This is a genomic window from Streptomyces sp. NPDC058751 (assembly GCF_042746485.1).
Lineage (GTDB): Bacteria > Actinomycetota > Actinomycetes > Streptomycetales > Streptomycetaceae > Streptomyces.
Genome location: NZ_JBHYPZ010000026.1, coordinates 59,093 through 82,701 on the forward strand (window position 1 = coordinate 59,093; position 23,609 = coordinate 82,701).

Sequence of the window (23,609 nt, forward strand, 5' to 3'; positions counted from 1 at the left end):
GGCCTCGTACCACCCCGCGCCCGGCAGATCACTCGCGCGCTCCGGCGAGTTCCACCGCCCCTCGGCGCAGGGCGAGGCCGGCCGGAACGACCGCCGACAGCACGGCGAGCACCGCGCAGGTTCCCGTGACCGCCGCGAGCGCCGTCCACGGGACCTCGACGGACGCCCGTACGGAGAGCAGGCTCAGCGCGCCCCACAGCCCCGCCAGGTTGAACGCGGCGACCAGGGCTCCCAGCACCCCGCCGACCGCGACCACCGTCAGCGCCTCGGCGCCCGTCAGACGCAGCACCTGCCCTCGGGTCGCGCCGGCCAGCCGCAGCGCGGCGAATTCACGGATCCGGTCGGAGGTCGCCATGACCATCGTGTTGACCAGTGAGACGCCGGTGTAGAGGAGGGCGATCCCGAGGACCAGGAAGAGGCCCGCCCGGGTCGTCCGGCCGGTCTCGGGGTACGTCGCCCGCACCCAGGCGTCCTTGGTGCGGACCACCCCGCCCGACGCCCGCACCGCCTGGCGCAGGGCCGCGGCCACCGTGCCCGGGTCCGCGCCGTCCGCGCCGTCCGCGAGGCGTACGTCGACCCGGTCGACAGGCGCCCCGGGAGCGTTGCGCGGGGTGACGTAGACGCCGTTGTCACCGGTGCCGGTGGTCATGACCGCGGCGATCCTCAGGGACTTCCGCCCGCCGTCGCCGAGCCACACGTCCACCCGCTCGCCCACGCGGTGCTCCTCCCACTCCTCGTTGACGACGATCGAGTCGTCGTCCAGGTCGCTCAGCCTCCCCGCGGCGAGCGGGAGACGGGCCGTCGCCGCGAGCTCTTCCGGCTCGGCGGCCCTGGCCCCGGACCCGACGAGCGCCACGCCCTCCTCCAGGACGTACACAGCGCTCGCCGAACTCGCGCCGGCCCTCGCACCGGTGACGGCACGGATCCGGCGCAGTGTCGCGTCGTCGAAACCGGCGTCGTCCGCCGGGGTGACCACGAAGTCGGCGGCCGTCCGCCCGCGGACCTCGGCGGCCTTCGCCGCGTCGAGGGTGGCGGTGGCGCCCAGCAGGGAGCCCGCCAGCGCGACCGTGACCAGGACGGGGGCCGCGACGGCGGCCGTACGGCGTACCCCGGCGGCGGCGTTCTCCCGCACCAGCATCCCTCCGGCGCCGGGCAGCCGGGCCGGCAGCCAGGCGATCAGCCGCGTCAGCGGCCGCACCGCCACCGGCGCCGCCAGCGCGGCCGCGGTGATCAGCAGCATGGGCCGGCTCACGTAGGACTTGCGGTGCAGCAGGTCGCCCGGGTCCGCCGTCAGGGCGAGGACCAGGGTCACCACGGCGGTGGCGAGCAGGACCGCGCCGAACAGCAGGCGGCCCCGTGTCATGGTGCGCGTGTCCACGGACGCCTCGCGCAGTGCCTCGGCGGGGCCGGTCGTCCCGGCCCGCCAGGACGCGGCCGCCACACCGCACAGGGCCACGGCCAGCCCTGTCCAGAACGCCACGTGGTACGGCCAGACGTGGTTCCCGATGGTGAACCAGCGGGGCGCGAGGCCCTCGCCGACCGCCCACCCGGCGAGCCCCGGAGCCGCCCGGGCACCGAGCAGGCAGCCGGACGCGGAGGCCAGTGCGCCCACCACGAGCGCCTCGTGGACGACCATGCGGCGGATCTGCCCCGGGGTCGCTCCGGCGGTGCGCAGCAGCCCGAACTCGCGGCGCCGCTGGGCCACCGAGAAGGCGAAGGTCGAGGCGACCACGAACACCGACACGAACCCGGTGACGCCGCCGGCCGTGCCGAACATGGCGTTCAGGGCGGCGAGGGCCTCGCTGTCCCGGTCCGGGTCGGCGTCGGCGTACCGGCGCGCGTCCCCGGTGAGGACCCGGACGCCGTCGCCGTCGCGCACCGCCGCGCGCACGGCCGCCGCGTCGGCGTCGACCACGAGCTGGAGGCTGCGCGGCGACAGGCCGGCGGCGCGGGTGTCGGTGTAGAACACGGCGTTCTCGAAGCCGAGTCCGGCCACGGTGCCGACGACGCGTACGGTGCCGCCGCCGGTGCGCACCCGGGCGCCCGGACGGGCCCAGTCACCGCTGACGACGACCTCGTCCGGGGCCTCGGGCGCGCGCCCCGCCTCGAGTTCGTACGGCGCGAACCTCGCGGTGGACCAGGGGTGGCCCACCAGATCGGCGGGCCCGCCATCGGCCCGCACGGCGAACGCCCGGTCCTCGACGACGTCCCCGAGGGCCCGCAGCCGCGCGACGGTGGCACCGGGCACGGCACGTGGCCGTGCGAGCTTCCGGGTGCGGTCGCCGACCGGGGTGGACACCGTGAGGGTGTCCCGGCCCTTGACGACGACCGGCGCGGCGGCGAACCGCTCGGGCCCCCGGTCGGGCGCGTCCAGCGAGGAGGCCAGCGTGAGCCCCATGACGGTGATCAGCGCCACGCCCAGGCAGAGGGCGACGAAGCTGCCGGCGAAGGTGGCCCGGCGGGTGCGCAGCGTGCGCAGGGCGATGCTCAGCACGGCGCGGTCTCCAGTCCGGCCATGCGCGCCGCGATGTCCTCGGCGGACGCGCCGGCCAGCTCGCCGTTGACACGGCCGTCGACGAGGAAGACGACGCGGTCCGCGTACGAGGCGGCGACGGGGTCGTGGGTGACCATGACGATCGTCCGGCCTTCCCCGTCGGCCATCCCGCGCAGCAACGTCAGTACCTGGCGGCCGGTGTGCGTGTCGAGCGCGCCGGTGGGCTCGTCGCCGAACAGCACCTCGGGGCGGGTGATCAGGGCACGGGCCAGGGCGACTCTCTGCTGCTGGCCTCCGGACATCTCCGCCGGCCGGTGCCGCGCCCGGTCGCCGAGTCCGACCCGCCGGAGCGCCTCCCGCACCTCGGTCCTCTTCGGGCGGCGGCCGGCCAGCCGCAGCGGCAGGGCCACGTTCTGCTCGGCCGTCAGCGAGGGCAGCAGGTTGAACGCCTGGAACACGAAACCGACGCGTTCGCGGCGCAGCAGGGTCAACCGGGTCTCGCTCAGCCCGGTCAGCTCCGTGCCGCCCAGGGTGACCGAGCCCGACGTGGGCCGGTCCAGGCCCGCGGCGCACTGCAGCAGGGTCGACTTCCCGGACCCGGACGGACCCATCACCGCGGTGAACGTCCCCCTCGCGAAGGCGAGCGAGACCCCGTCGAGAGCGGTGACGGACGTACCGCCCGCGCCGAACCGTCTGGACACGGACCGCAGCCGGATCGCGTCGTCGGTCATGTGTCTCTCCACTCGAACCTGTTCCTTGTCGTCGGTGCCGCCGCGGCCGTCGGCGTCATGGGTGTCATCGGTTTCGTCGACGTCTCCACGAAACCCCGGGAGCTCCTCTCGGCGCAGTACGGCGGGAACGAGACCTGGGGTAGTGCGGGCCCTACCCCCGGCACGGGTCCTGGGCCGATGGCACCGCCCGGCGGGGCCGCCTACGGTCGTGCGCATGCATCCTCGGAACGTGTGGCAGGCCATGTCCCGGCCGGGCTTCGTCCTGTCGGTCTGGCCCTGGCGCTCCGCCGCGTACCTGCTCACCGGCGCGCTGGCCGGCGCCGTCCTCCTGGTGGGGATCGTGACCGTGGCGGCCGTCTGCGGCGTGCTCGCCGTCGTCCTGGTGGGGCTGCCACTGCTCGCCCTGGCCGCCCTCGGCGGGATCCCGGTGGCCGCGGTGGAACGGCGCAGGCTGCGCCTGATCGACCGCGCCCCGGTGTCCGGCCCGCACCGGGTGCCGCCCGAGCCGGGACTGCGGGCGTGGCTGACCGTCCGGCTGCGCGAACAGGCGACCTGGCGGGAGCTCGGGTACGCGCTGCTGTTCGCCGGGCTGCTGTGGCCCGTCGACGCCCTGGTGATCACGGTCGCCCTGCTCTTCCCGCTGTCCATGGTCGCCGCCCCGCTGCTGATGGCCACCGTCGGCGACGGACACGAGACGAAGGTGCTCAAGCAGTGGACGGTCGGCACCTGGCCCGCCGCTTTCGGCGTCGCCGTACTGGGTCTGCTCCTGACGGTCCTGTGCGCTTACGTGCTCGGTGCGACGGCGGGTGCCCGCGCCGGGCTGGTCCGGCTGCTCATCGCCTCCCGCGAGGGCGAACTCGGCGCGCAGGTGGTGGAACTGGCCCGCTCCCGGGTCCGGCTGGTGGACGCCTTCGACGCCGAGCGGCGCCGTATCGAGCGCGATCTGCACGACGGCGCCCAGCAACGCCTCGTGGCCCTGACCCTGGCCCTCGGGATCGCCCGCCTCGACGCCCCGCCCGGCCCGCTCGCCGACCGGCTCGCCAAGGCCCACCAGGAGGCCGGCGAGGCGCTCGCCGAGCTGCGCGAGCTCATCCACGGCATCCACCCCAAGGTCCTCACCGACTACGGTCTCGAAGCCGCCGTCGCCGACGCCGCCGACCGCTGTGCCGTCCCCGTGGACGTCGGCCTCGAACTGCCGGGCCGGCCGCCCCGGGCGGTCGAGTCCGCGGCGTACTTCGTGGTCCGCGAGGCGCTGGCCAACGTCGACCGGCACAGCGGGGCCGGCCGCGCCGGGGTGAGCGGGGGGTACCGCGACGGGCGGCTGTTCATCGAGGTGCGCGACGACGGCCGCGGCGGCGCGGACGCCTCGGCGGGCAGCGGCCTCACCGGCCTCGCGGACCGGGTGTCGGTCCTGGATGGCAGACTTGCCCTGACCAGTCCGCCGGGTGGGCCGACCCTGTTGCGTGTGGAGTTCCCTTGCCGGTTGACCAGGGTGGGCGATCGCTCCGCGTAGTACTGGCCGAGGACAGCGTGCTGCTGCGCGAAGGGCTCGTCGGTCTGCTCGACCGCTGCGGACACGAGGTGGTCTCGGCCGTCGGGGACGCACGGGCACTGGTCGCGGCGGTCGAGGAGCACACCCCCGACATCGTGGTGACGGACGTACGCATGCCGCCCGGTTTCCAGGACGAGGGCCTGCACGCGGCCGTGCGGCTGCGCGAGGCGCGCCCCGCCCTGCCGGTCCTGGTCCTCACCCAGTACGTGCAGCGGACGTACGCCGCCGAGCTCCTGGACTCGGGCGACGGGTCCGGCGTCGGTTATCTGCTCAAGGACCGGGTCGGCCAGGTCGAGGAGTTCACCGAGGCCCTGCGCGAGGTCGCGGACGGCGGAACGGTGGTCGATCCCGAGGTGGTACGGCAGTTGCTGCGCCGCCGCCGTGATCCGCTGGAGCGGCTGACCCCGCGCGAACGCGAGGTGCTGGCGCTGATCGCCGAGGGCAGGTCCAACGGCGCGATCGCCAGGGACCTGGTGGTCTCGGAGGCGGCGGTCGGCAAGCACATCGGCAACATCTTCACGAAGCTGGACCTGCGTCCGACGGACACCACCCACCGCAGGGTCCTGGCCGTCCTCGCCTACCTGCGCTCCTGACCCGGTCCGGGCTCGCCCGGGTACGGGTTCCAGCAGGCGCCCATGAAGCGGTACACCGCCTCCAGGAGTCGTACGAAGGTCTCGGTGTCCCTGGCGAGGGGGAACGGGCCCTCGCCCTCGCGGACCATCGACACCGCTCCCGTCCCGGGGTGGACGAGCACCGGGCCGGTGTCGCCGTGCGCCAGCTCGAAGGTGCCCAGGTGCAGCAGGCCGTTCTCGTCGGGCTCCAGCGCGTGCGCCTTCCCGTCCTCCCAGGCCAGGGTGAACGTGGCGACGCCTGCGACGAACCACGTCGGCAGTCCCGCCGTCATGGCCGACTCCCGTGTGGGCGTGTGGGTCAGCGCGGCGGGCAGCTGATCCTCCTTCAGCAGCACCGTCCCGTCCGGACCGAACGCCTCCTCTCCCGAAGGGCCTCGGGGCCTGCGGCGAGCAGGGCCGCGGGGGAAGCGAACAGTGCGTCAGGATCCTCGCGAGTCATACGGACATGCTGCCAGCCGCCGCTGACAACACGGCCGGGGCGGTGGCGGTGGCGGTGGCGGTGGCGGTCAGAGGATCCCGCCCACCCCCTGGAACCGCAGGCAATTCCCTTGCCTCCGCCCACCGATCTTTTTATAGTCATGGCGACTATTAAGGAGTCGTCCGTGAACTGGAACCTCAGCTGGACCGAAACGCTCGGCTTCGCCACCGGCGCCGTCTGCGTCTGGCTGGTCGCCCGCCAGCACATCGCCAACTGGCCCGTGGGCATCGCCAACAACGTCTTCTTCATCGTGCTCTTCCTCCAGGCCGGCCTGTACGCCGACGCCGGCCTCCAGGTCGTCTTCATCGCGCTGGCCGCCTACGGCTGGTGGACCTGGGCCCGCGGCGGCGGACCGGCGACCGCCGACGTCCTGCCGGTGCGCCGCACGACAGGAGCCGAATGGGCCTGGCTCGCCGCCGCCGGAGTGCTGGGCACCGCCGTCCTCACCCTGCTGCTGGACAGGGCGACCGACTCCACCGTCCCCTTCTGGGACGCGCTCACCACGGCCCTCTCCCTGGCGGCCACCTACGGCCAGTGCCGCAAGCTGCTGGAGTCCTGGTGGCTGTGGATCGCCGCCGATCTGGTCTACATCCCGCTCTACGCCCACAAGGACCTGTACCTGACCTCCGTGCTGTACGTCGGCTTCCTCGCCCTGTGCGTGGCCGGCCTCCTCGGCTGGCGGCGCACCCTCATGGCGGCCGGCCCCCGCGCCGCGACGGCGGTGACCGCGTGAGCGCCACCGTCCGCCCGTACCGGCACGGCCTGGTGCTCGGCAAGTTCTATCCGCCGCACGCCGGCCACCACCACCTCGTCCGCACCGCCCTGGAGCGGTGCGAGCGGCTGACCGTCCTGGTCTGCGCCGCCTCCGTGGAATCGGTGCCGCTCGCCGACCGGGTGGCGTGGATGCGCGAGGCCCACCCAAAGGCCGTGGTCGTCGGCGCCGTCGACGACCACGCGGTCGACCTGCACGACCCCGCTGTGTGGGACGCCCACATGGCGGTCTTCCGCGCGGCCGTCCCGGAGGCGGTGGACGCCGTGTTCACCTCCGAGTCCTACGGCACCGAGCTGGCCCGCCGGTTCGGCGCGGCCGAGGTCACCGTGGACCTCGACCGCACCGCGTACCCCGTCTCCGGCACGGCCGTGCGCAAGGACCCGGTGGGCTGCTGGGCGTTCCTCGGCCCGGGTGTACGCGCCGCCCTCACCCGGCGCGTGGTCGTCCTCGGCGCCGAGTCCACCGGCACCACCACCCTCTCCCGGGCGCTGGCCGCCCACTACCGCGAGCGCGGCGGCGTCTGGGCGGACACAGGCTGGGTGCCCGAGTACGGGCGCACGTTCAGCGAGGAGAAGCTCGCCGCTGTCAGGGTCACCGACCCCGGAGCCGACTGGGCCCGAGTGGAGTTCACCTCCGAGGAGTTCCCCGTCATCGCCCGCCGTCAGGACGCCGAGGAACAGCGGGCGGCCCGCGACGGCTCCCCGGTGCTCTTCTGCGACACCGACTCCTTCGCCACCGCGATCTGGCACGAGCGCTACCTCGGCGCACCGAACCCCGAGGTGGCGGCGCTCGCCGACCGCACCCCACGTCACCTGTACCTGCTCACCGACCACGAGGGCGTGCCCTTCGAGGACGACGGTCTGCGCGACGGCCCGCACCTGCGCCCGTGGATGACCGGCCGGTTCCGGGAGGAACTGGAGCGCACCGGCCGCCGGTTCCTGCTGGTCACCGGCAGCCCCGAGGAGCGGCTGCGCACCGCCGTGGCAGCGGTGGACGGCCTGCTCGCCGAGGGCTGGCACTTCGCCGACCCGCTCCCGGAGCGCCGGTGACGACCACCGCCCTCCGTCTCCGGGCGACTTCGCCTTCGTCTTCGTCTTCGGCCGGCCGCGGGCCGTCGGCAAGACCGTCCGCCCGCTCTTCAGCGGAGCTCGTGGACCACCTGGATCTCGCCGACGATGTGGGCGTTGAAGTCGTCCCGTTCCTCGGCCGGAACCCAGAGTTCGAGGATCGTCCGGCCGCCGGCCTGCTGGACGGGGTATCGGCTCAAGAACTCCGAGTCGACCTCGAAACGGGTGACGAAGCCGGCGCCGCTGTGCTTCACGTTCCAGTCCCGCGCGATCCTGATCGCGTAGTCCTCGTCGAGGACCGGATAGAAGATCGGCTGCTCGGGCAGCCGGGGCGGCCAGGCACGCCAGTTCAGCTCCCGAACCAGATCCAGCTCCTTGAGGCCGGTGGGCCGCGACAGGGTCGTCGTCGCTCGCCGACTCGTCATCTGCATCGCTCTCTGAACATCAGCCGTGGGTACGGCGGGTCGGGAACCCGGACGATACCCTCACCACGAACTCGGCAGCCACGCGTTGTCCGGGGTTCGGGATCCAGGATCCGGGTGATCGAATCCCTGCCGCGAGCGAACTGGTGGACATCCCCGTGACAGCATCCCTGATCTGCAGGAAGACCCTTTCCCTCGAAGCGGGGACCGTCTACGCCTGGGAAACCGTGGAAGGCTTCACCGGCAGCATCCTGCTCGCCCCGGAGAGATCGGTCGCCCGCGCCTGCACACCGGAGGGGACACCTCTCGGCGGGACGCTCCTCGACAAGAACACCGGGAACGTGGAGAACCCCGACCCGGACCCGGCACTCCGCCGCGCGTTCCTGACCGTGGCCTCGGCGATCCTCCGGGAGGCGGAACGTCAGGACCCACTGCCCGACAGGATCGCGCGCACCTACTGGTAGGCGTCCCGTACCGGGTGGGTTTCCGCCGCGCACCGGGTCGGAACCGCTCGCCCGCCGTGGTCGTCTTGTGCGCTGACTGTGTACGCGGCAGGGATGCGGGGGAAGTTGTGACGCGGAACGTGACGAAGGCCGGCCTCCTGATGGTGGCCCTGGCGACGGTGTTCGGGGCCTCGGCCTGCGGCGGGGAGGCCGGCTCGACGGCGGGCGGGACGCCTTCCGCGCACAGGACGGGAGAGACCGTGGAGCCCTTCGGGGGCGACGCCTCGCCCGGTTGGGTGCCGACGCGTCGCGGCAGCGCGGGGGCGCCGTCCAGGGCCGCACGGATCGCCGCGACGCCCACCACCCGGCACGTGCCGTGGAACCTCGACATCCTGGACCAGCGGTCGCGGCCGCTGAACGGGAAGCTCACCACCACAGCCAAGGGCAAGGGCGTCCACGTCTATGTGATCGACACCGGAATGGACATCGCCCACGGGGAGTTCGGCGGACGCGCCCGCCTCGGTGCCGACTTCGTGGGCCCGAAGGACTCCGGTGACTGCTTCAGCGAGGGAGGCACCGGTCACGGCACGTTCGTCGCGGGCATCATCGGCGGTGCCAAGTACGGGGTGGCGCCCAAGGCCGAACTCGTACGGGTCCAGGGCGTCGTGTGCGAGAGCGAGGGCGGCGGCTCCCCGGCGGCCGCCGAGGCGGCGTTGGTGAAGTCGGTCAAGTGGGTCACCGCGCACGCGCAGAAGCCCGCGGTGGTGAACATGTCGCTGAACCTCGGCCACCGGTCGCCGGCCCTGGAGTCCGCGGTGAAGAAGATGGTCGACGCGGGCATCCCGACGGTGGTCTCGGCCGGCAACTTCCACGACGACGCCTGCAAGCACTCCCCCGCCGGCGTCCCCGGCACCATCGTCGTGGCGGCCTCCACCTCCGGCGACCGCGCGTGGAGCGACACGAGCTCCTACGGATCCGGCTACGGGCGGTGCGTCGACCTGTACGCCCCCGGCCAGAAGATCACCGCCGCCCTCGCCGGCGGCGGCACGGCCACGGAGGACGGCGGCGCGACGTCCTGGGCCGCGCCGCACGCGACCGGCGTGCTCGCGCTGTACCTGTCGGCGCACCCCCACGCCACGGCCCACGAGGCCCACGTCTGGCTCGACCGCACGGCCACCCGGGGCGTCGTGCGCGGCGTCCGCTCCGACACGCCCAACAGGCTGCTCAACACCGGCGGCCTCTGACCTGTCGGGCCCGACGCCGCCCGGGACCCGCCGCGGCGGCGTCGCGGATCCGCCCGGCCCGGTCAGGCCGGGGAAGCCGGACCGGGCGGGATGTGGACGGTCATGATCAGATGGCAGGTCCGGTCGCCCGAGCCGCGGTACGCGTGGGGGGCGTCGCCGTCGAAGGCGGCGGTCTGGCCGGCCTCCACGGCGTGCTCGGTGCCGTCGACGACGAGCGTCATCCGCCCGGCGGTGACGCTGACGGTCTCCACGACGCCGGCCTGATGCGGGTGGCTGGGGTACTCCTCGCCGGGTTCCAGTCTCCAGCGCCAGACCTCGACCGGGGCCGGTCCCTGGGTGGTGAGCATCAGCCGCGCCTCACCGCCCTTCTCCCCGGCCCACAGCGGCGCGACGGCGTCGGAGTCCACCACCCGGACGCGGCCTTCGGCCGGCCCCTCCATCAGCGCGGACACCGAGACGCCGAGGGTGTCGGCGAGACGGACCAGCGTGGCGAAGTTCGGATTTCCCTGGGCCTTCTCCAGCCCGACCAGGGCGCCTTTGCTGACCTTGGCGCGGCGGCCGAGTTCGTCCAGGGACAGCCCGGCACGGGTGCGCGCGGCTCTGACGTTCTGCGCGAGCGTCCGCAGGGCCGCTTCGGTCCCGGTCACGGCTCTCCCCTCCTCACGGCGTTCATTGCACTGCACCACGCGGTCGTTCGGTTGACACACCTCGGTCGGTGCGTTGTACGGTGCAGTCGTTCTGTTGATAGTAAGGGATGTACCCGTGATCGCTCTGCTGCTGGCCCTGGGCAGCTCCCTGGCCTACGGATGCGCCGACTTCTTCGGCGGCCTCGGCTCCCGCAAGGCCCACGTCCTGCGCACCGTGATGATCGCCGCCCCCGCGTCGCTCACCGTCGAACTGCTGCTGTGGCCCTTCCTCGGCGCCTCCTTCTCCACAGCGACCCTCGCCTGGGGCGCCGCGTCCGGTGTCGCGTCGGCGGCCGCCTTCGCCCTGCTCTACCGCACGCTCGCGATCGGCCCGATGAACGTCCTCTCCCCCCTCACCGCGCTGGTCTCGGCCGTGCTGCCGGTCGGTGTCGGAGTGCTGCAGGGCGAGGACCTGGGCGTGGCCGGGCTGATCGGACTGCCGCTGGCGCTGGCGGCGGTGGTCCTGGTCAGCGCCGGCGGCGGCGCCGGGACCGCGCGCCCGTCGCGCACGGCGCTGCTGCTGGCCTGCGGCGCCGGGGCCGCCATCGCGCTGCAACTGGTCTTCCTGCACCAGGCGCCCCCGGACAGCGGCGTCGGACCGCTGATCGTCGGCCGCGCCGTCTCGTCCGCCGTCACCCTCGCCGCCGCCGGGCTCATGCACCGCCGCCTGGGCCCGGAGAAACCCGCGTACGCGATGTCGGCCACGGCCGGCGTGCTGGACTCGGTGGCCAATCTGCTGTTCCTGCTCGCCGCCCGCAGCGGTGACCTGGCCGTCGTCGCCATGATCACCGCCCTGTATCCGGCCGGCACCGTCCTGCTGGCCCGCGGCGTGCTCGCCGAGCGGATCCACCGCGGGCAGCTGATCGGCCTGGGCACCGCGGCCGCGGCCGTCAGCCTCCTCGCCCTCACCTGACCCCGTACACCCCCCGGAAGGACCCCCGCATGTTCATCCAGCCCTGGGACGCCGCCCTGGACGACGCCGAATGGCAGACCTGGATCGCCGACGGCCACGACTTCGGCATCCTCAGCGTCAACGGCCTGCCGGGACAGCCGCCCGTCGTCGTGCCCACCCACTTCACCGTCGACGGGGCCGGCCTGCTCGTCCACCTCGCCCGCCCCAACCCCGTCTGGAAGGCGATCGAGGCCGATCCGGACGTCACCTTCACCGTCACCGGCGACTACGCCTTCATCCCCGGACCCTGGCGTGCCAAGCCCGGTGTCCCGCCCACCGAAGGCGTCCCCACCAGCTACTACGCGGCCGTCCAGTTCACCTGCCGGGCGACGGTCGTCGACGAACCCGAGGCCAAGGCCGAGCTGCTGCGCCGCCAGATGGCCCACTTCCAGCCCGAGGGCGACCACGCGCCCATCGAGCACCACCAGGCTCCTTACGGACGGATGCTGGCCGGCATCCGCGGGCTGCGCCTGGACGTCACGGCGGTTCGCGCCAAGTTCAAGTACGACGACCACAAGGACGTCGAGCAGCGCGCCGACACCGTCCGCCGGCTCACCGAACGCGGCACCGGTCTGGACGCACCCACCGCGGCCCAGCAGTCGCGCCGCCTGGACCGCGTCGGCACCTGGAAACCCTGACCGCGCCCCTCACGCCCCCGACCCGGAACGGACCCCGGATGACCACCTTCCGTATCAGCCCCGCCGTCGCCGACGCCTTCCCCGACGCCCTCGTCGCCGTGGTCACCGCCACCGGACTGCGCGGCGGTGAACCCTGGCCCGCCACCACCGCCGCCCTCGAGGACCTGGAGCAGCGGCTCGCCGACACCACCTGGCAGCCCGCGGACGAGACCGATCCGCGCATCGAGGCATGGCACACCGCCTACCGCTCCTTCGGCACCAATCCCCGCCGCACCCGGCCCAGCGTCGACGCCCTCGGCCGCCGCCTCGCCAAGAAGGGCGGCCTGCCACGCATCAACGCCGCCGTCGACTCCTACAACGCCGTCTCCGTCCGCCACGGCCTGCCCGCCGGCGCCTTCGACCTCGACCATGTCACCGGCGACGTGGAGATCCGCTACGCCGACGGCGGCGAGACCTTCACCCCGCTCGGCGAACCCGACGCCGTCGAGAACCCCCGCCCCGGCGAAGTCGTCTACGCCGACACCACCGACGTACTCACCCGGCACTGGAACCACCGCGACGCCCACCGCACCCGTGTCACCCGCGACTCCACCCACGTAGCGTTCATCCTCGAAACGCTCCACGCCACCCGCGACGGGCATCTCGTGAGGACCGCGGCCGACGAACTCCGTGACCTGCTGGCACCGCACGCCGCGCAGGTGACGGTTCGCTACCTCGGCCCGGGCACCGACGCCTGAACCACGTCTTCATGCCGCCTCGCCCAGAACGCCGGCTGCTCAGAGCGCCGGCTTGTTCACAGCGCCGGTTCGGGAAGCTCTCCGGGCTCGACCACGACGACCTCGACACGGGTGCAGCCGACCGCCTCCAGCGCACGCCTGCGCCGCGTGGCGGAACGCTTGTCGTAGCGTCCGGCGGAAGCCTGCGACGCACCGTCCGGGTCGGTCCACGTCAGGCTGTACCGACGTTTCACAGTCGACATGCAGCCGTCCTCTCTGACATCACCGGCACATACGAGCGCACCCGGACCGGTTCATCGTTCATACGATCCAGCAGCTTCACATGCCTGGGACCGCATCGGAAGGACCAGCGGGTGTGGCGGAGGTCATCGCCGCACGTAGCGGGCGGGAGACCGTTCGCGGGGAAGCCCACGAGGGGGCTGTGAGAAAAACCATGATCCGCGGGCGTCCGGGTCACCGGCACGTTCCCGGCCGGCGACCCGGACGCGGCTGCCGCTGATGGCCGGGCGCCGCCGGGACGGTCGCGTGACAGCCGGTCGGCCGTCCGCCTCCGCACAGGTGCGATCAAGCCATCTTTCCTTCACACGAACGGCACAACAGGACCTAGAGTGTGCGCGTGACCGAGCAGAACCCCGAACTCATCGCCGGCCGCTACCAGCTGGTCGAACGCATCGGCCAGGGCGGTATGGGCCGGGTCTGGCGTGGCCTTGACCAGCAGCTCTTCGGACGCGAGGTCGCCGTCAAGGAGATCCTCTTCCCGCCGGGGCTGGAGGACGCCGCCCGCGCCACACTGCTCGGACGCTTCACCGCAGAGGCTCGCGCTGCGGTCACTATCAGCCATCCCGGAATCATCACGATCCATGACGTCGTGGAGCACGGGGGCGCCCCTGTGATCGTCATGGAGTTCATCCGCGGGCAGTCGCTGGCGGCCGCCGTCCGCGAGCGGGGCCGGCTGCCCGTGCGGCGGGTGGCCGAGATCGGCGTCGCCATGCTCGACGCGCTGGCCGAGGCGCACGAGGGGCGGATCATCCACCGCGACATCAAGCCGGACAACGTGCTCCTGGCCAAGGACCGGGTCGTCCTCACCGACTTCGGCATCGCGCACCTCGCGGACGCCACGACCAAGCTGAGCCACAGCGGGATCGTCATCGGCACGCCGCAGTACATGTCCCCTGAGCAGTTGGAGGGCAGGCGTCCGACCCCCGCCAACGACCTGTGGGCACTCGGCGCCACCCTGTACCACGCCGTCGAGGGGCGGCCTCCGTTCGAGGCGGAGGGGCTCCACGCCCTGGCGGTGGCCGTGTTCACGCGCCCGCACCGGCCGCCGGTCCACGCCGGACCGCTCGCTCCCGTACTGGAGGCGCTGCTCACGAAGGATCCGGAGCAGCGGATCGGCGCCACCGAGGCCGCCGGGATGCTGGCCTCGGTGCTGCGCTCCCTCCCGGCCCCGGACGACTCGGCCGCCGGTGAGGAGCCCAGGCCTGAACCCGGGCACCGTCCCGCCCCGGACGCCGCCACGGAGCAGGCGTCGTCCTCCGTTCCCCCCAAGCCCCGAAAGCCTTCCACGGCCGCGACGCCGAGCAGGCCGCACGAGCCCACGGTCCTGGATTCCGGGGCGGCGACCCCGGACGACCGGCCCCCCGTTCCGGACCACCCCCCTGTCCCGGACAAGGACCCCGTCAAGGACCCCGTCGCGGACCGCCCGACCGACCCGTCGCCGGTCCCCGTGCCCACACCCCCGACCGAGGACCTGGTCACGCTGGGGACGACGGCCTGGATGGAGGCGGGCGAGCGGAAGCCGGTACGGGCGCGCGCCCTCACCCGGCGCTCCGTGGTCCTGGGCGCGGCACTGGCCACGCTCGCGGCCGGTTCCGCGCTGACCTGGACCCTCTCGGGTGACGACAGGTCACCCGGCGACAACAGGGCGGCCGGGGGTGCCTCGGGCTCCGCCACGACGGTGGTGATCGGAGTGGACGCACCGCTCACCGGCGGTCTGTCCCCGATGGGCCTCGGCGTCCGGAACTCCGCCGATCTGGCGGTCAGGACCGCGAACGAGAAGGGGTTCGTCCCCGGCGTGAAGTTCGAGATCAAAACCTTGGACGACGCCTCCGACCCCGTCATGGGTCCGCGGAACGCGGCCGGTTTCATAGCGGACCCGAAGGTGCTGGGCGTCGTCGGACCGTTGAACTCCAGCGTGGCCCGGACCCTGGTGGCGCCGCTGGACCAGGCCGATCTGGTCACCGTCTCACCGAGCAACACCGCTCCCGATCTGACGCTGGGCCCCGACTGGGCCGCGGGCACCAAGTCCCGTCCGTACGACACGTACTTCCGCACCGTGGCCACGGACGTGGACCAGGGCCCGTTCGCCGCCCGGTACCTGCGCACCGAGGCCGGGAAGGACAAGGTGTACGTCATCGACGACAAGAGCGCCTACGGCACCGGTCTCACCTCCGGTTTCACGGCCGAGTTCGAGAAGCTCGGCGGAACCGTGGTCGGCACGGAACAGGTCGATCCCGACCGGACCGGGTTCCCCGACCTCGCCGCGAGCGTCCGGGCCTCGGGCGCCGACGCCGTCTACTTCGGGGGTCACGAGAACACCGCGGGGCTGCTCTCCAAGCTGCTCGAGCAGGCCGGGGCCGGCATCCCCCTGGTGGGCGGCGACAGCCTCTTCACGGAGGAGTTCCTCACCTCGGGCTCGAAGGCCGACGGCGACCTCGCCGTCAACATCGGCGTGCCCGCCGAGGACATGGCGGACGGGGCCGACTTCGTCACCCGGTACGACGAGGCCGGATACAAGGACGCGGCCGACTGGTACGGACCGTACGCCTACGACGCGACCTGGAGCATCGTCGAGGCCGTCAAGTCCCTCGTGACGGCCAACGGCGGGACCCTCCCCCAGGACGCCCGCGCGAAGATGCGGCAGGCGGTGGCCGGGCTCGCCTTCGACGGGGTCACCGGCCGCGTGTCCTTCGACGAGTACGGCGACACCCGCAACCGGGGTCTGACGTTGTGCTCGCTGGCCGACGGCCGCTGGGCCACCGTCACCAGTGGAGCCGCGCCCTCCTGACCCCCACGGACCGCGTCACGGAAGGCGGACCGCGTCACGGAAGACGGAAACCCGTCCGAACGGCAGGGCAACCGCGACCGGCCCCTGAGTGTCTAGGCAGCGACACGTCATCCGGCCCGCCGCAAGAAGCGCGGCGGGCCCCACGATCCCGAGGGGGGATTCCATGCGCGTCCGCCCGGCCTCCGCCGCCGCGTTCCTCGCCACCGTTCTTTCCGCGTCAGTGATTCCGGCAGCCGCCCAGGCGGCGGGCACGGCCGCGCCCGGCGCCACGACGTTCTCGAACGTCGTGGTCGACGGCGGCAAGGACGTCGTGCTCGGCCTGACCACCAAGAAGACCGTCACGATCACCTGGACGGCGACGGACCCGGACGGTGTGGTCGCTTCCTGGGCCTACCTGTGGCACGGCCCCAACACCGACGACGCCGACGGCAGACTGCCGCTCTACCCGCCCGCGGGTACGTGCACGGTGTCGCCCACCGACCCCACCACCTCCACCTGCAAGGTGAGCTTCGGCGTGGACGCCGCGCGGGACTTCGACGACACCGCCCTCGCCGGCACCTGGAAGGTGCTCGCCGAGGCCCAGGACACCAACGACGACTGGACGGCCGTCGACGTCGCGGGCACGGCGAGTGTCAAGCGGTACGCGAAGCTCACGGTGAACGCCTCGCCCGAGCCGGTGAAGAAGGGCAAGACCGTCACGGTCACCGGCAGGCTGACGCGCGCCAACTGGGAGACCGGCACGTACACCGGCTACGAGGGCCGGGCGGTCCAGCTCCAGTTCCGCAAGAAGAACAGCAACACGTACACCACGCTGAAGACCGTCACCACCGGCAGCGGCGGGGCGCTGAAGACCACCACGAAGGCCACGGCGGACGGCTACTTCCGCTTCCTCTTCACCGGCTCCTCCACCACCGGCCCGGCCACGGCGACCGGCGACTTCGTCGACGTCAGGTGACGGTGCCGGAACCTGTTCGTCCGGTCGGCCCCGGCCCGGACCGACCGGACGTGCTCCGCACCGCCACCGACCGCACTCGCCACGAACTCCCCTGACCCGAAAGGCCGTTGGCGACAGATCCCGCGGGACGAAAACCTCTCCGAGGCATTCGGCACGGCCCGGCCACGTCCGCCGACCTGGCCGCCGAGTTCGACGAAGACCGCGGCGCGACCAGTTACCACCTGCGGCAGCTGGCCCGGTTCGGTTTCATCGAGGAGGACACCGCCCGGTCCGCCGAACGGCCTTCGTTATGGCGCAACCGCGAGTTCCTCGCCCTGTGGACCGGTCAGGTCGTCTCGACGCTGGGCGCGCAGACCAGCGGGACGGCGATGCCACTGCTCGTCCTGGCGACCACGGGGTCGCCCTCCGACGCCGGGATCGTGGGAGCCGCCGGAACGCTTCCCCACCTCGTCGCCCACCTGCCCGCCGGCCCCCTGGTGGACCGGTGGAACCGCCGTACCATCCTGCTGGTCAGCGAGGTCTGCGGGGCCCTGGCCCTCTCCATCGTCCCGATCGCGACATGGCTGGGGGCGGTCACGGTCGTGCACCTCGCCGCGGTCGCCTTCGTCCAGGGGCTGTGTTTCGTCTTCTTCGGGCTGGCCGAACGCGCCGTCCTCCCCAGGATCGTCCCGGCGGCGCTGCTGCCCACGGCGACGGCCCACAACGAAGCCAGGAGCCGCGGGGCGGCCCTGGCCGGCCCTCCCTTCGGCGGCATGCTCTTCGGCGTCGGCCGCGCCGTGCCGTTCCTGGTCGACGCGCTCTCCTACGCGATCGCCTGTGTCGGACTGCTGTTCATCCGGAGCGACCTGCGGAACCGGGCGACGGCGGCGCCGGAATCGCTGTGGCGGTCGGCGGTCGCGGGCCTGCGCCGGGTCTGGCGTCACCCGCTCGTCCGTGCCGCCATCCTGCTGATCGCCGCCGGCAACCTGGTCTTCCAGGCGCTCGTCCTCATCCTCGTCGTCCTCGCCCGCCCCCACGGGGCCACCCCCGGCACCGTCGGCACGATGCTCGGCATCTACAGCGGAGGCGGCCTGGCCGGAGCGATCGCGGCGGGCAGGCTCCATCAGCACTTCACGCCCAAGACCGTCATCCTCGGGGCCAACTGGATCTGGGCCGCGCTCCTGCCCCTGTTCCCGTTCACGTCCAGCCCCCTGCTGATCGGCGTCATCGGTGCCGCCTGCGCGTTCGTCGGACCGCTGTGGAACGTCGTGATCATCAGTTACGCGACCCTCCTGGTCCCCGACGAGCTGCTGGGGCGCGTGACCAGCGCCGCCATGACCTTGTCGTGGGGCGTCATGCCCGTCGCCTCCCTCGGGGCGGGCTTCCTGCTCACCGCCGCCGGACCGGTCCCCTCCCTGTGGGTGCTGGCCGCGGTGATGCTCGCCACCGCGATCGCCGCCACCGCCAGCCCGGCCGTCCGCCACGCCCCACCGCTCCCCCTCCCGGAAGACGGAGCCGAGGCGAGGGCGGGGCATGCCGGGCGCTGACGCACCCGCCGCTTCCCGACACCCCGGAGGACCCGCCGGCACGGGCACCGGACGGGTCAGAGCGCCGGTTCGGGAAGCTCTCCGGGCTCGACCACGACGACCTCGACACGGGTGCAGCCGACCGCCTCCAGCGCACGCCTGCGCCGCGTGGCGGAACGCTTGTCGTAGCGTCCGGCGGAAGCCTGCGACGCGCCGTCCGGGTCGGTCCACGTCAGGCTGTACCGACGTTTCACAGTCGACATGCAGCCGTCCTCTCTGGCATCACCGGCGTGCACGGACGCACGCCGACCGGTTCATGGTCCACTCGGTCCAGCAGCTTCACATATCCGGCGCCGTACCGGAAGGATCGACGGGAATTGAGCACGCAGAGGAGCGGAGTGATCGCTTCACGTCACCAGAATGTCATTCCGGGGGCGCTTCGGGGATCTGGGTGGGGCCGTGCCGGTCGAGGGCCTCCTCCAGTTCGACGCGGACGTCCGGGGGGATGTCGCCGTCGCGCCCCCAGACCAGGATCAGTTCGGCGATGTTGCGGAGCTTGATGTTGGTGTGCTGCGAGACGTCCTTCAGTACGGCCCAGCCCTGGTCCGGGGACACCCGGCCGAGCGCGACGACCATCCCGATGGCCTGGTCCACGACGGCGTGCGATGTGACGGCCTCCTTCAGCTGCTGAACTTCCGCCTCGAGCTCGAAGACGCGGTCGCTCTCCTCGTTCGGTTCACTGGATCCCGGTTCCATGGCTCCATCCTCGTGACCCGACCGGCACGATGCCACCGGCTCGCGCTCCCCCGCGACGCGAGCGGCGGGGTGTCGAGAACCACTGTCGCGGCGTACAACCAAGCCGCCGATCTCCGATCGTTACGTCAAGCGACGCTAACGGGCTGGCAAAGTCCGCTGGTTGTGGGCTTGAATGCGGCTCGGCGCGACCGTTGTCGTGGACGCGTCCATGAAGACATGAGGGTGGGAACGATCGTGAAGTCACTTCCGGGGCGCGTCCTGGTGGGCATCGGCGTGATGGCGGCACTCGCCACGACGGCCGCGTGCGGGGGGAAGGACACCGGCGGCGGCACCGGCGGCGCCGAATCGAAGAAGCCTGCCGCCAAGGCGACGCCCGCCGTCGAGGAGGGGCTGAAGCCGCTCACCGAGGCACAGTTGACGAAGGCCGTGATCGCCAAGGCGGACGTCAAGGGCTACCGCGTCGGCGACACTCCCGACGACGAGATCCCGGAGGTGAGCGTGCCCGCCGAGCCCGCCGGCTGCCAGGCCCTCGCCGACATGTTCCTGCTGGGCACCGAGCCCGACGCGACGGCCCGCGTGTCCCGTTCGCTGACGAGCCTGAAGGTGACCGACGGCACGGTGCTGCGCGTCGGCCTGCTCGCGCAGAAGGAGGCGGACGCCAAGAAGGTGGTCGCGGACCTGCGCACCGAGAGCGGGAAGTGCGGCTCGTACGAGCACACCGACTACCAGTACACGGCGGTCAAGCCCGCGAAGGCCCCCGCCCTCGGCGACGAGGCGGTGTCGTACACGATGACCGGGAACATCGAGGGAACCAGGATCCCGATGACCTACACGGTCGTGCGCAGCGGTTCGACCCTCGCCGTCTTCTACGCGATGAGCGCCGTGCGCGGCAAGGCCCCCGAAGTGCCGGCCGGTGTCGTCGAGGCGCAGATCACCAAGATCGAGAAGACCGCCTGACGGTTCACGGCACGACGACCACGAGGGGCCCCGCGGATCGTCTGCGGGGCCCTCGCCGCGTGCCTGCCCGGCAGGACGGGACCGGCGGCCGGGCAACAGCCGGTAAGACAAGAGCGATTCTGCTGAACTCGCCTTTAGAATTCGCCTGTTGGTGCCTCGCACATGTCGGCCCCCGGGCCCCCTTCCGTCATCTGACAGCACTCCCACGACCAAGGAGCACAGGATGCAGGATCGGCCCGAGGACATCCCGACGCAGCCCGCGGGACAGACGCCGACCCAACCCGGCTTCACCGCCCCGTCCGCACCTTCCCCCGCGCTTCAACCTCAGCCGCAGGCACAGGCGTTACCGCAGCCGAGACCCGAACTCACCCCGGGCCAGAGCCCTGCCCAGAACCCGGGCCAGGCGGCCACGAGCACTTTCGGCGCTCCTCCCGGCTACCCTCCGGCCCAGCAGTACACGTACGGGCAACCGCACGGCTACCCCCCGCCGCCCGGCGGCAAGGGCACCGCGGGGCGCGCGGTGCTGTGGGTGGTGGTCGGTGCGGTGGCCGCCTCCGCGCTGTGGGCCGGAGGGCTCTTCCTCCTCGGCCCGTGGGGCGAGGACCCGGATCTCGCGGGGTACCGGGCCAAGGCCAATCTCTGTTCCGCGGTCGACTACACCGCCCTGATGACCGAGTACGGCGAGGAGGACGACCTCCCCACGCACAACTCCCTGAAGCACAAGGCGATCGATCAGAGTTACTGCAGCATCTCCCTGAAGACGTCGTCCAGTTCCTCCTACGCCGACGCGTACCTCTCGGTGCAGATGGACCTGCACAAGAAGACCGATCCCGCACCCGAGTTCACGGCCGTGTGGTCCGAGTACGACCAGCGGTACGAGGACTACGAGGTGGAGGAGGTGTCCGGCATCGGGGACGAGGCCTATCTCCTGACCGAGGACACCACCTCCGGCACGGGAACCAGCGGCAGCCGGGCGGTGATCCTCGCGGTGCGCGACGGCTGGATGACGTACCAGATGAGCTGGAGCGCCTACACGTCCTCCTACGAGACGTCCACTCCGCCCGACATCGACAAGGTCTCGCGGTGGGTGAGGACCGACACCCGCTCGACCCTGGAGAACCTCCGGTCCGAATGACCCGGCACCGGACAGCCGGAAGAAGACAGCCGGAAGAAGAAGACCCCGTCCCGCACAACCCGGGACGGGGTCCTCACAGAGCGCCGGGCAGGCCTTGCACCTGCATCTCCCCGCAGGAAGCGGGACGTCTTTCCTTGGACCACCAACGCGCGGCTGACCGGCGGGGCTTCCCCCGATCGGCTCAAGATCAATCGTACAGCACGATCACCGCCGGGAGGATCAGAGGCTTTTCCATTCCTGGGCCGCCCGGGCCAGGTGTTCCCACACGGCCGCGAGGGCCGGGCTCGCCGGCATGTCGCGCCGGGACGCGAGGTAGAGGGTGTTCAACGGCTCGACCTCCGGCCGGTGCATCTGCACGACCTGGCCCGCGGCCAGTGCCGGGGCGGCGAGGTACCGGGGCAGCACGGAGACGCCCATGCCGGACACCACCGCGGCCAGCACCGCGCGCAGGTCCGGGACGACGACCGCGACCTGGTTGGGCGGCCGCCGTCCGAACTCGCTGCGCCAGTACCGCCGGATGATCGGGAGATCGGCCGCGTAGGCCACCAGCGGCATGTGGGCCAGCGCGGCGACCGGGTCGGCGGCCAGCCGCTCCTGGTCCACGGCGTGCGCCAGCGCGGGCGGCCCCACCAGCAGGAACTCCTCGTCCACCAGCGGTGTCACCGACAGTTCCTTCTGCTGGGGGCGGACCGCGGAGACCACCAGGTCGAGCCTTGCCGCCGTCAGCGCCGTCAGGAGTTCCCCGGCCAGGCCCAGGGTCACCCGGATCCGGAGTCCGCGGGCCGAGAGCGGTGCCAGCGCGGGGAGCACCTGCAGGGACATCACCTCGGCCGCTCCGCCGAGGTGGACGGTGCCCTCCAGCATGCTCTCCTCCCCCGAAGGGGCCAGGGCGGTGCGCAGCCCGTCGACGTGCAGGCCGACGCGGGCGGCCAGGGCGGCCGCCCTGGGCGTCGGCCGGGCCCCTTTGCTCGACCGGACGAACAGCGGCTCGCCCAGCTGTTCCTCCAGACGGGCCAGCTGTCCGGTGACGGCCGGCTGGCTCACCCCCAGGCGGGCGGCGGCCGCGGACAGCGAGCCGGTGCGGTAGATCTCCAGGAACGTCGCCAGCAGGTCCAGGCCGGGCACGGGCGCCTCCGTCCATCACAGAGCTTATGAAGTGCTCCACTCGATCAAATCCTAGTGATGGGCGCCCGGCAGTCGGGGTGCGGCCACCGGCAGTACGACGCCATGCCGCACCACCCGCAGACGGGCCACCCGGGTTCCATAAGACTTCTTATGACATGGCGGAGGCGGCAGGGCATTTCCGTGATGAATCCTGGAGTTGTCCTGAGCACAGCGGTACTGCGGTCCGCAAGCCCCAGGAACTGCTTTCCATGATCGTTCTACAGATAAGAGCAGGTATTTCGATGCCGAAGATCCTGATGATCGTCTCAGCCGCCGACAGCCTGGTCCTGGCCGACGGATCCACCCACCCGACCGGCTTCTGGGCGGAGGAGGTCGTGGCTTCCCACAAGGTGCTGCGCGCCGCCGGGGCGCAGGTGGACATCGCCACCCCCGGCGCCGTCCGCCCGACGGTCGACGCCCTGAGCCTCGACGAGCGCGGTGGCGTGTCCGAGAGCGACGCCAAGGAGTTCAGCGCCTACCTCGACGGCATCGACGACCAGCTCTCCAGCCCGCTGTCGCTGGCCGAGGTGAGCCTGAGCGACTACGACGCGCTCTACGTCCCCGGTGGTCACGCGCCGATGACCGACCTCGCCCACGACACGGACCTCGGGCGGCTCCTCAACGAGGCCGACGCCCGGGGCACGGTCGTCGCCGCACTGTGCCACGGCGTCGCCGCCCTGCTCAGCGCCAAGACTCCGGACGGCGGCTTCACGTTCGCGGGCCGCAGCCTCACCGCCTTCGCCGACGAGGAGGAGCGGCAGGGCGGGCTCGGCGACAACACCCCCTTCTTCCTGGAGAGCGTGCTGCGCGAGCGCGGTGCCGTGGTCGAGACCGGGGCCCCGTGGAGCAACACGGTCGTCGTGGACGGCAAGCTGATCACCGGCCAGAACCCGCAGTCCAGCACGGGCACGGCCGAGGCGACCCTGAAGGCTCTGGCCGGCCGCTGAGGCACACCGGGGCTCCGGGCACCGGCGCGCCCCGCCTGAACACCGCTCGAAGGAACGGCCGGACACCGCTCGAAGGAACGGCCGCGGAGGCTCGGCACGCCTCCGCGGCCGTTTCCGTGTCCTCGGTGGATCCCGGCCCGTCCCGTCACCCTTCGCACGGCACCGGACGGAGGCGGGGTCGCTGCCTCAGGCCCACCGCGCACCGCACACCGCACACCGCACCCGGCGCCCTGGACACTCGACCGGGCGAAATCCTCCCCCAAATGCCCATCTAT

23 protein-coding genes and 1 pseudogene are annotated in these 23,609 nt (G+C 72.4%); 15 read left to right on the forward strand and 9 right to left on the reverse strand.

What is annotated here, in order from left to right:
- Positions 1–28 precede the first annotated feature (28 nt).
- Together ACFW6B_RS23845 and ACFW6B_RS23850 are read right to left on the reverse strand one after the other, a co-directional pair.
- Entirely contained in the window at positions 29–2,494 is a 2,466-nt protein-coding gene (locus tag ACFW6B_RS23845) for an FtsX-like permease family protein (RefSeq protein ID WP_386598560.1), read from the reverse strand.
- Positions 2,488–3,225, reverse strand: coding sequence for an ABC transporter ATP-binding protein (locus ACFW6B_RS23850; protein ID WP_386598561.1), 738 nt, complete (start codon positions 3,223–3,225; stop codon positions 2,488–2,490). The genes ACFW6B_RS23845 and ACFW6B_RS23850 overlap by 7 nt, the downstream gene beginning before the upstream one ends.
- A 241-nt stretch (positions 3,226–3,466) precedes the next feature.
- On the opposite strand from ACFW6B_RS23850, the gene ACFW6B_RS23855 reads away from it, so the two are divergent.
- Both ACFW6B_RS23855 and ACFW6B_RS23860 read left to right on the forward strand, forming a co-directional pair.
- A complete protein-coding gene (locus tag ACFW6B_RS23855; protein ID WP_386598630.1) occupies positions 3,467–4,738 on the forward strand; it encodes a sensor histidine kinase in 1,272 nt (423 codons plus the stop codon).
- Positions 4,702–5,370, forward strand: coding sequence for a response regulator (locus tag ACFW6B_RS23860; protein ID WP_386598563.1), 669 nt, complete (start codon positions 4,702–4,704; stop codon positions 5,368–5,370). The genes ACFW6B_RS23855 and ACFW6B_RS23860 overlap by 37 nt, the downstream gene beginning before the upstream one ends.
- Here ACFW6B_RS23860 and ACFW6B_RS23865 read toward each other — a convergent pair.
- Positions 5,355–5,759 (reverse strand): annotated as a pseudogene (locus ACFW6B_RS23865) (SUKH-4 family immunity protein); the annotation flags it as partial. The gene ACFW6B_RS23860 and the pseudogene ACFW6B_RS23865 overlap by 16 nt on opposite strands.
- A gap of 228 nt (positions 5,760–5,987) precedes the next feature.
- On the opposite strand from ACFW6B_RS23865, the gene pnuC reads away from it, so the two are divergent.
- Positions 5,988–6,620 (forward strand): nicotinamide riboside transporter PnuC, encoded by a 633-nt coding sequence (pnuC, locus tag ACFW6B_RS23870; protein WP_386598564.1) that lies wholly within the window; start codon positions 5,988–5,990, stop codon positions 6,618–6,620.
- Complete coding sequence (locus ACFW6B_RS23875; RefSeq protein WP_386598565.1) at positions 6,617–7,708, forward strand: AAA family ATPase; 1,092 nt, start codon at positions 6,617–6,619, stop codon at positions 7,706–7,708. Before pnuC ends, ACFW6B_RS23875 begins: the two co-directional genes overlap by 4 nt.
- A gap of 89 nt (positions 7,709–7,797) precedes the next feature.
- Here the strand turns inward: ACFW6B_RS23875 and ACFW6B_RS23880 are convergent, their stop codons facing one another.
- The gene (locus ACFW6B_RS23880) at positions 7,798–8,151 is read right to left on the reverse strand and encodes a hypothetical protein (protein ID WP_386598566.1); all 354 of its coding nucleotides are present in this window, start codon (positions 8,149–8,151) and stop codon (positions 7,798–7,800) included.
- 155 nt (positions 8,152–8,306) lie between these two features.
- On the opposite strand from ACFW6B_RS23880, the gene ACFW6B_RS23885 reads away from it, so the two are divergent.
- Together ACFW6B_RS23885 and ACFW6B_RS23890 are read left to right on the forward strand one after the other, a co-directional pair.
- Positions 8,307–8,612, forward strand: a complete 306-nt coding sequence (locus ACFW6B_RS23885) for a hypothetical protein (RefSeq protein ID WP_386598567.1) — start codon at positions 8,307–8,309, stop codon at positions 8,610–8,612.
- Between the two features lie 119 nt (positions 8,613–8,731).
- Positions 8,732–9,835, forward strand: a complete 1,104-nt coding sequence (locus ACFW6B_RS23890) for a S8 family peptidase (RefSeq protein ID WP_386598568.1) — start codon at positions 8,732–8,734, stop codon at positions 9,833–9,835.
- 62 nt (positions 9,836–9,897) lie between these two features.
- Here the strand turns inward: ACFW6B_RS23890 and ACFW6B_RS23895 are convergent, their stop codons facing one another.
- On the reverse strand, positions 9,898–10,482 hold the full coding sequence (locus tag ACFW6B_RS23895) for a helix-turn-helix domain-containing protein (RefSeq protein ID WP_386598570.1): 585 nt from the start codon (positions 10,480–10,482) through the stop codon (positions 9,898–9,900).
- A 115-nt stretch (positions 10,483–10,597) separates the two neighbouring features.
- On the opposite strand from ACFW6B_RS23895, the gene ACFW6B_RS23900 reads away from it, so the two are divergent.
- Genes ACFW6B_RS23900 through ACFW6B_RS23910 form a run of 3 tightly spaced genes read left to right on the forward strand, consistent with a single transcriptional unit; the run spans position 10,598 to position 12,848 of the window.
- Entirely contained in the window at positions 10,598–11,434 is an 837-nt protein-coding gene (locus tag ACFW6B_RS23900; protein WP_386598571.1) for an EamA family transporter, read from the forward strand.
- 29 nt (positions 11,435–11,463) lie between these two features.
- Positions 11,464–12,111 (forward strand): FMN-binding negative transcriptional regulator, encoded by a 648-nt coding sequence (locus ACFW6B_RS23905; RefSeq protein ID WP_386598572.1) that lies wholly within the window; start codon positions 11,464–11,466, stop codon positions 12,109–12,111.
- A 38-nt stretch (positions 12,112–12,149) separates the two neighbouring features.
- Positions 12,150–12,848: a B3/4 domain-containing protein gene (locus ACFW6B_RS23910; protein WP_386598574.1), complete on the forward strand. Its 699-nt coding sequence runs from the start codon at positions 12,150–12,152 to the stop codon at positions 12,846–12,848.
- A gap of 56 nt (positions 12,849–12,904) precedes the next feature.
- Here ACFW6B_RS23910 and ACFW6B_RS23915 read toward each other — a convergent pair whose 3' ends face one another.
- A complete protein-coding gene (locus ACFW6B_RS23915; protein WP_386598575.1) occupies positions 12,905–13,090 on the reverse strand; it encodes a hypothetical protein in 186 nt (61 codons plus the stop codon).
- A 374-nt stretch (positions 13,091–13,464) separates the two neighbouring features.
- On the opposite strand from ACFW6B_RS23915, the gene ACFW6B_RS23920 reads away from it, so the two are divergent.
- The 3 genes from ACFW6B_RS23920 to ACFW6B_RS23930 all read left to right on the forward strand — a co-directional run bounded on the left by ACFW6B_RS23920 (position 13,465) and on the right by ACFW6B_RS23930 (position 18,396).
- The gene (locus tag ACFW6B_RS23920) at positions 13,465–15,915 is read left to right on the forward strand and encodes an ABC transporter substrate-binding protein (protein WP_386598576.1); all 2,451 of its coding nucleotides are present in this window, start codon (positions 13,465–13,467) and stop codon (positions 15,913–15,915) included.
- Positions 15,916–16,078: 163 nt separating this feature from the next.
- Complete coding sequence (locus ACFW6B_RS23925; protein WP_386598577.1) at positions 16,079–16,870, forward strand: hypothetical protein; 792 nt, start codon at positions 16,079–16,081, stop codon at positions 16,868–16,870.
- Between the two features lie 107 nt (positions 16,871–16,977).
- On the forward strand, positions 16,978–18,396 hold the full coding sequence (locus tag ACFW6B_RS23930) for an MFS transporter (RefSeq protein WP_386598578.1): 1,419 nt from the start codon (positions 16,978–16,980) through the stop codon (positions 18,394–18,396).
- Between the two features lie 56 nt (positions 18,397–18,452).
- On the opposite strand, the gene ACFW6B_RS23935 is transcribed toward ACFW6B_RS23930, so the two are convergent.
- A complete protein-coding gene (locus ACFW6B_RS23935; protein ID WP_386598575.1) occupies positions 18,453–18,638 on the reverse strand; it encodes a hypothetical protein in 186 nt (61 codons plus the stop codon).
- 160 nt (positions 18,639–18,798) lie between these two features.
- Positions 18,799–19,131, reverse strand: a complete 333-nt coding sequence (locus tag ACFW6B_RS23940; protein WP_386598579.1) for an ANTAR domain-containing protein — start codon at positions 19,129–19,131, stop codon at positions 18,799–18,801.
- A 234-nt stretch (positions 19,132–19,365) separates the two neighbouring features.
- Between ACFW6B_RS23940 and ACFW6B_RS23945 the strand changes: the two genes are divergently transcribed.
- Positions 19,366–20,088, forward strand: coding sequence for a hypothetical protein (locus ACFW6B_RS23945; protein ID WP_386598580.1), 723 nt, complete (start codon positions 19,366–19,368; stop codon positions 20,086–20,088).
- Between the two features lie 223 nt (positions 20,089–20,311).
- Entirely contained in the window at positions 20,312–21,223 is a 912-nt protein-coding gene (locus tag ACFW6B_RS23950; RefSeq protein WP_386598581.1) for a hypothetical protein, read from the forward strand.
- 219 nt (positions 21,224–21,442) lie between these two features.
- Here ACFW6B_RS23950 and ACFW6B_RS23955 read toward each other — a convergent pair whose 3' ends face one another.
- The gene (locus ACFW6B_RS23955) at positions 21,443–22,348 is read right to left on the reverse strand and encodes a LysR family transcriptional regulator (RefSeq protein ID WP_386598582.1); all 906 of its coding nucleotides are present in this window, start codon (positions 22,346–22,348) and stop codon (positions 21,443–21,445) included.
- A gap of 281 nt (positions 22,349–22,629) precedes the next feature.
- On the opposite strand from ACFW6B_RS23955, the gene ACFW6B_RS23960 reads away from it, so the two are divergent.
- A complete protein-coding gene (locus ACFW6B_RS23960; protein WP_386598583.1) occupies positions 22,630–23,334 on the forward strand; it encodes a type 1 glutamine amidotransferase domain-containing protein in 705 nt (234 codons plus the stop codon).
- Positions 23,335–23,609 lie beyond the last annotated feature (275 nt).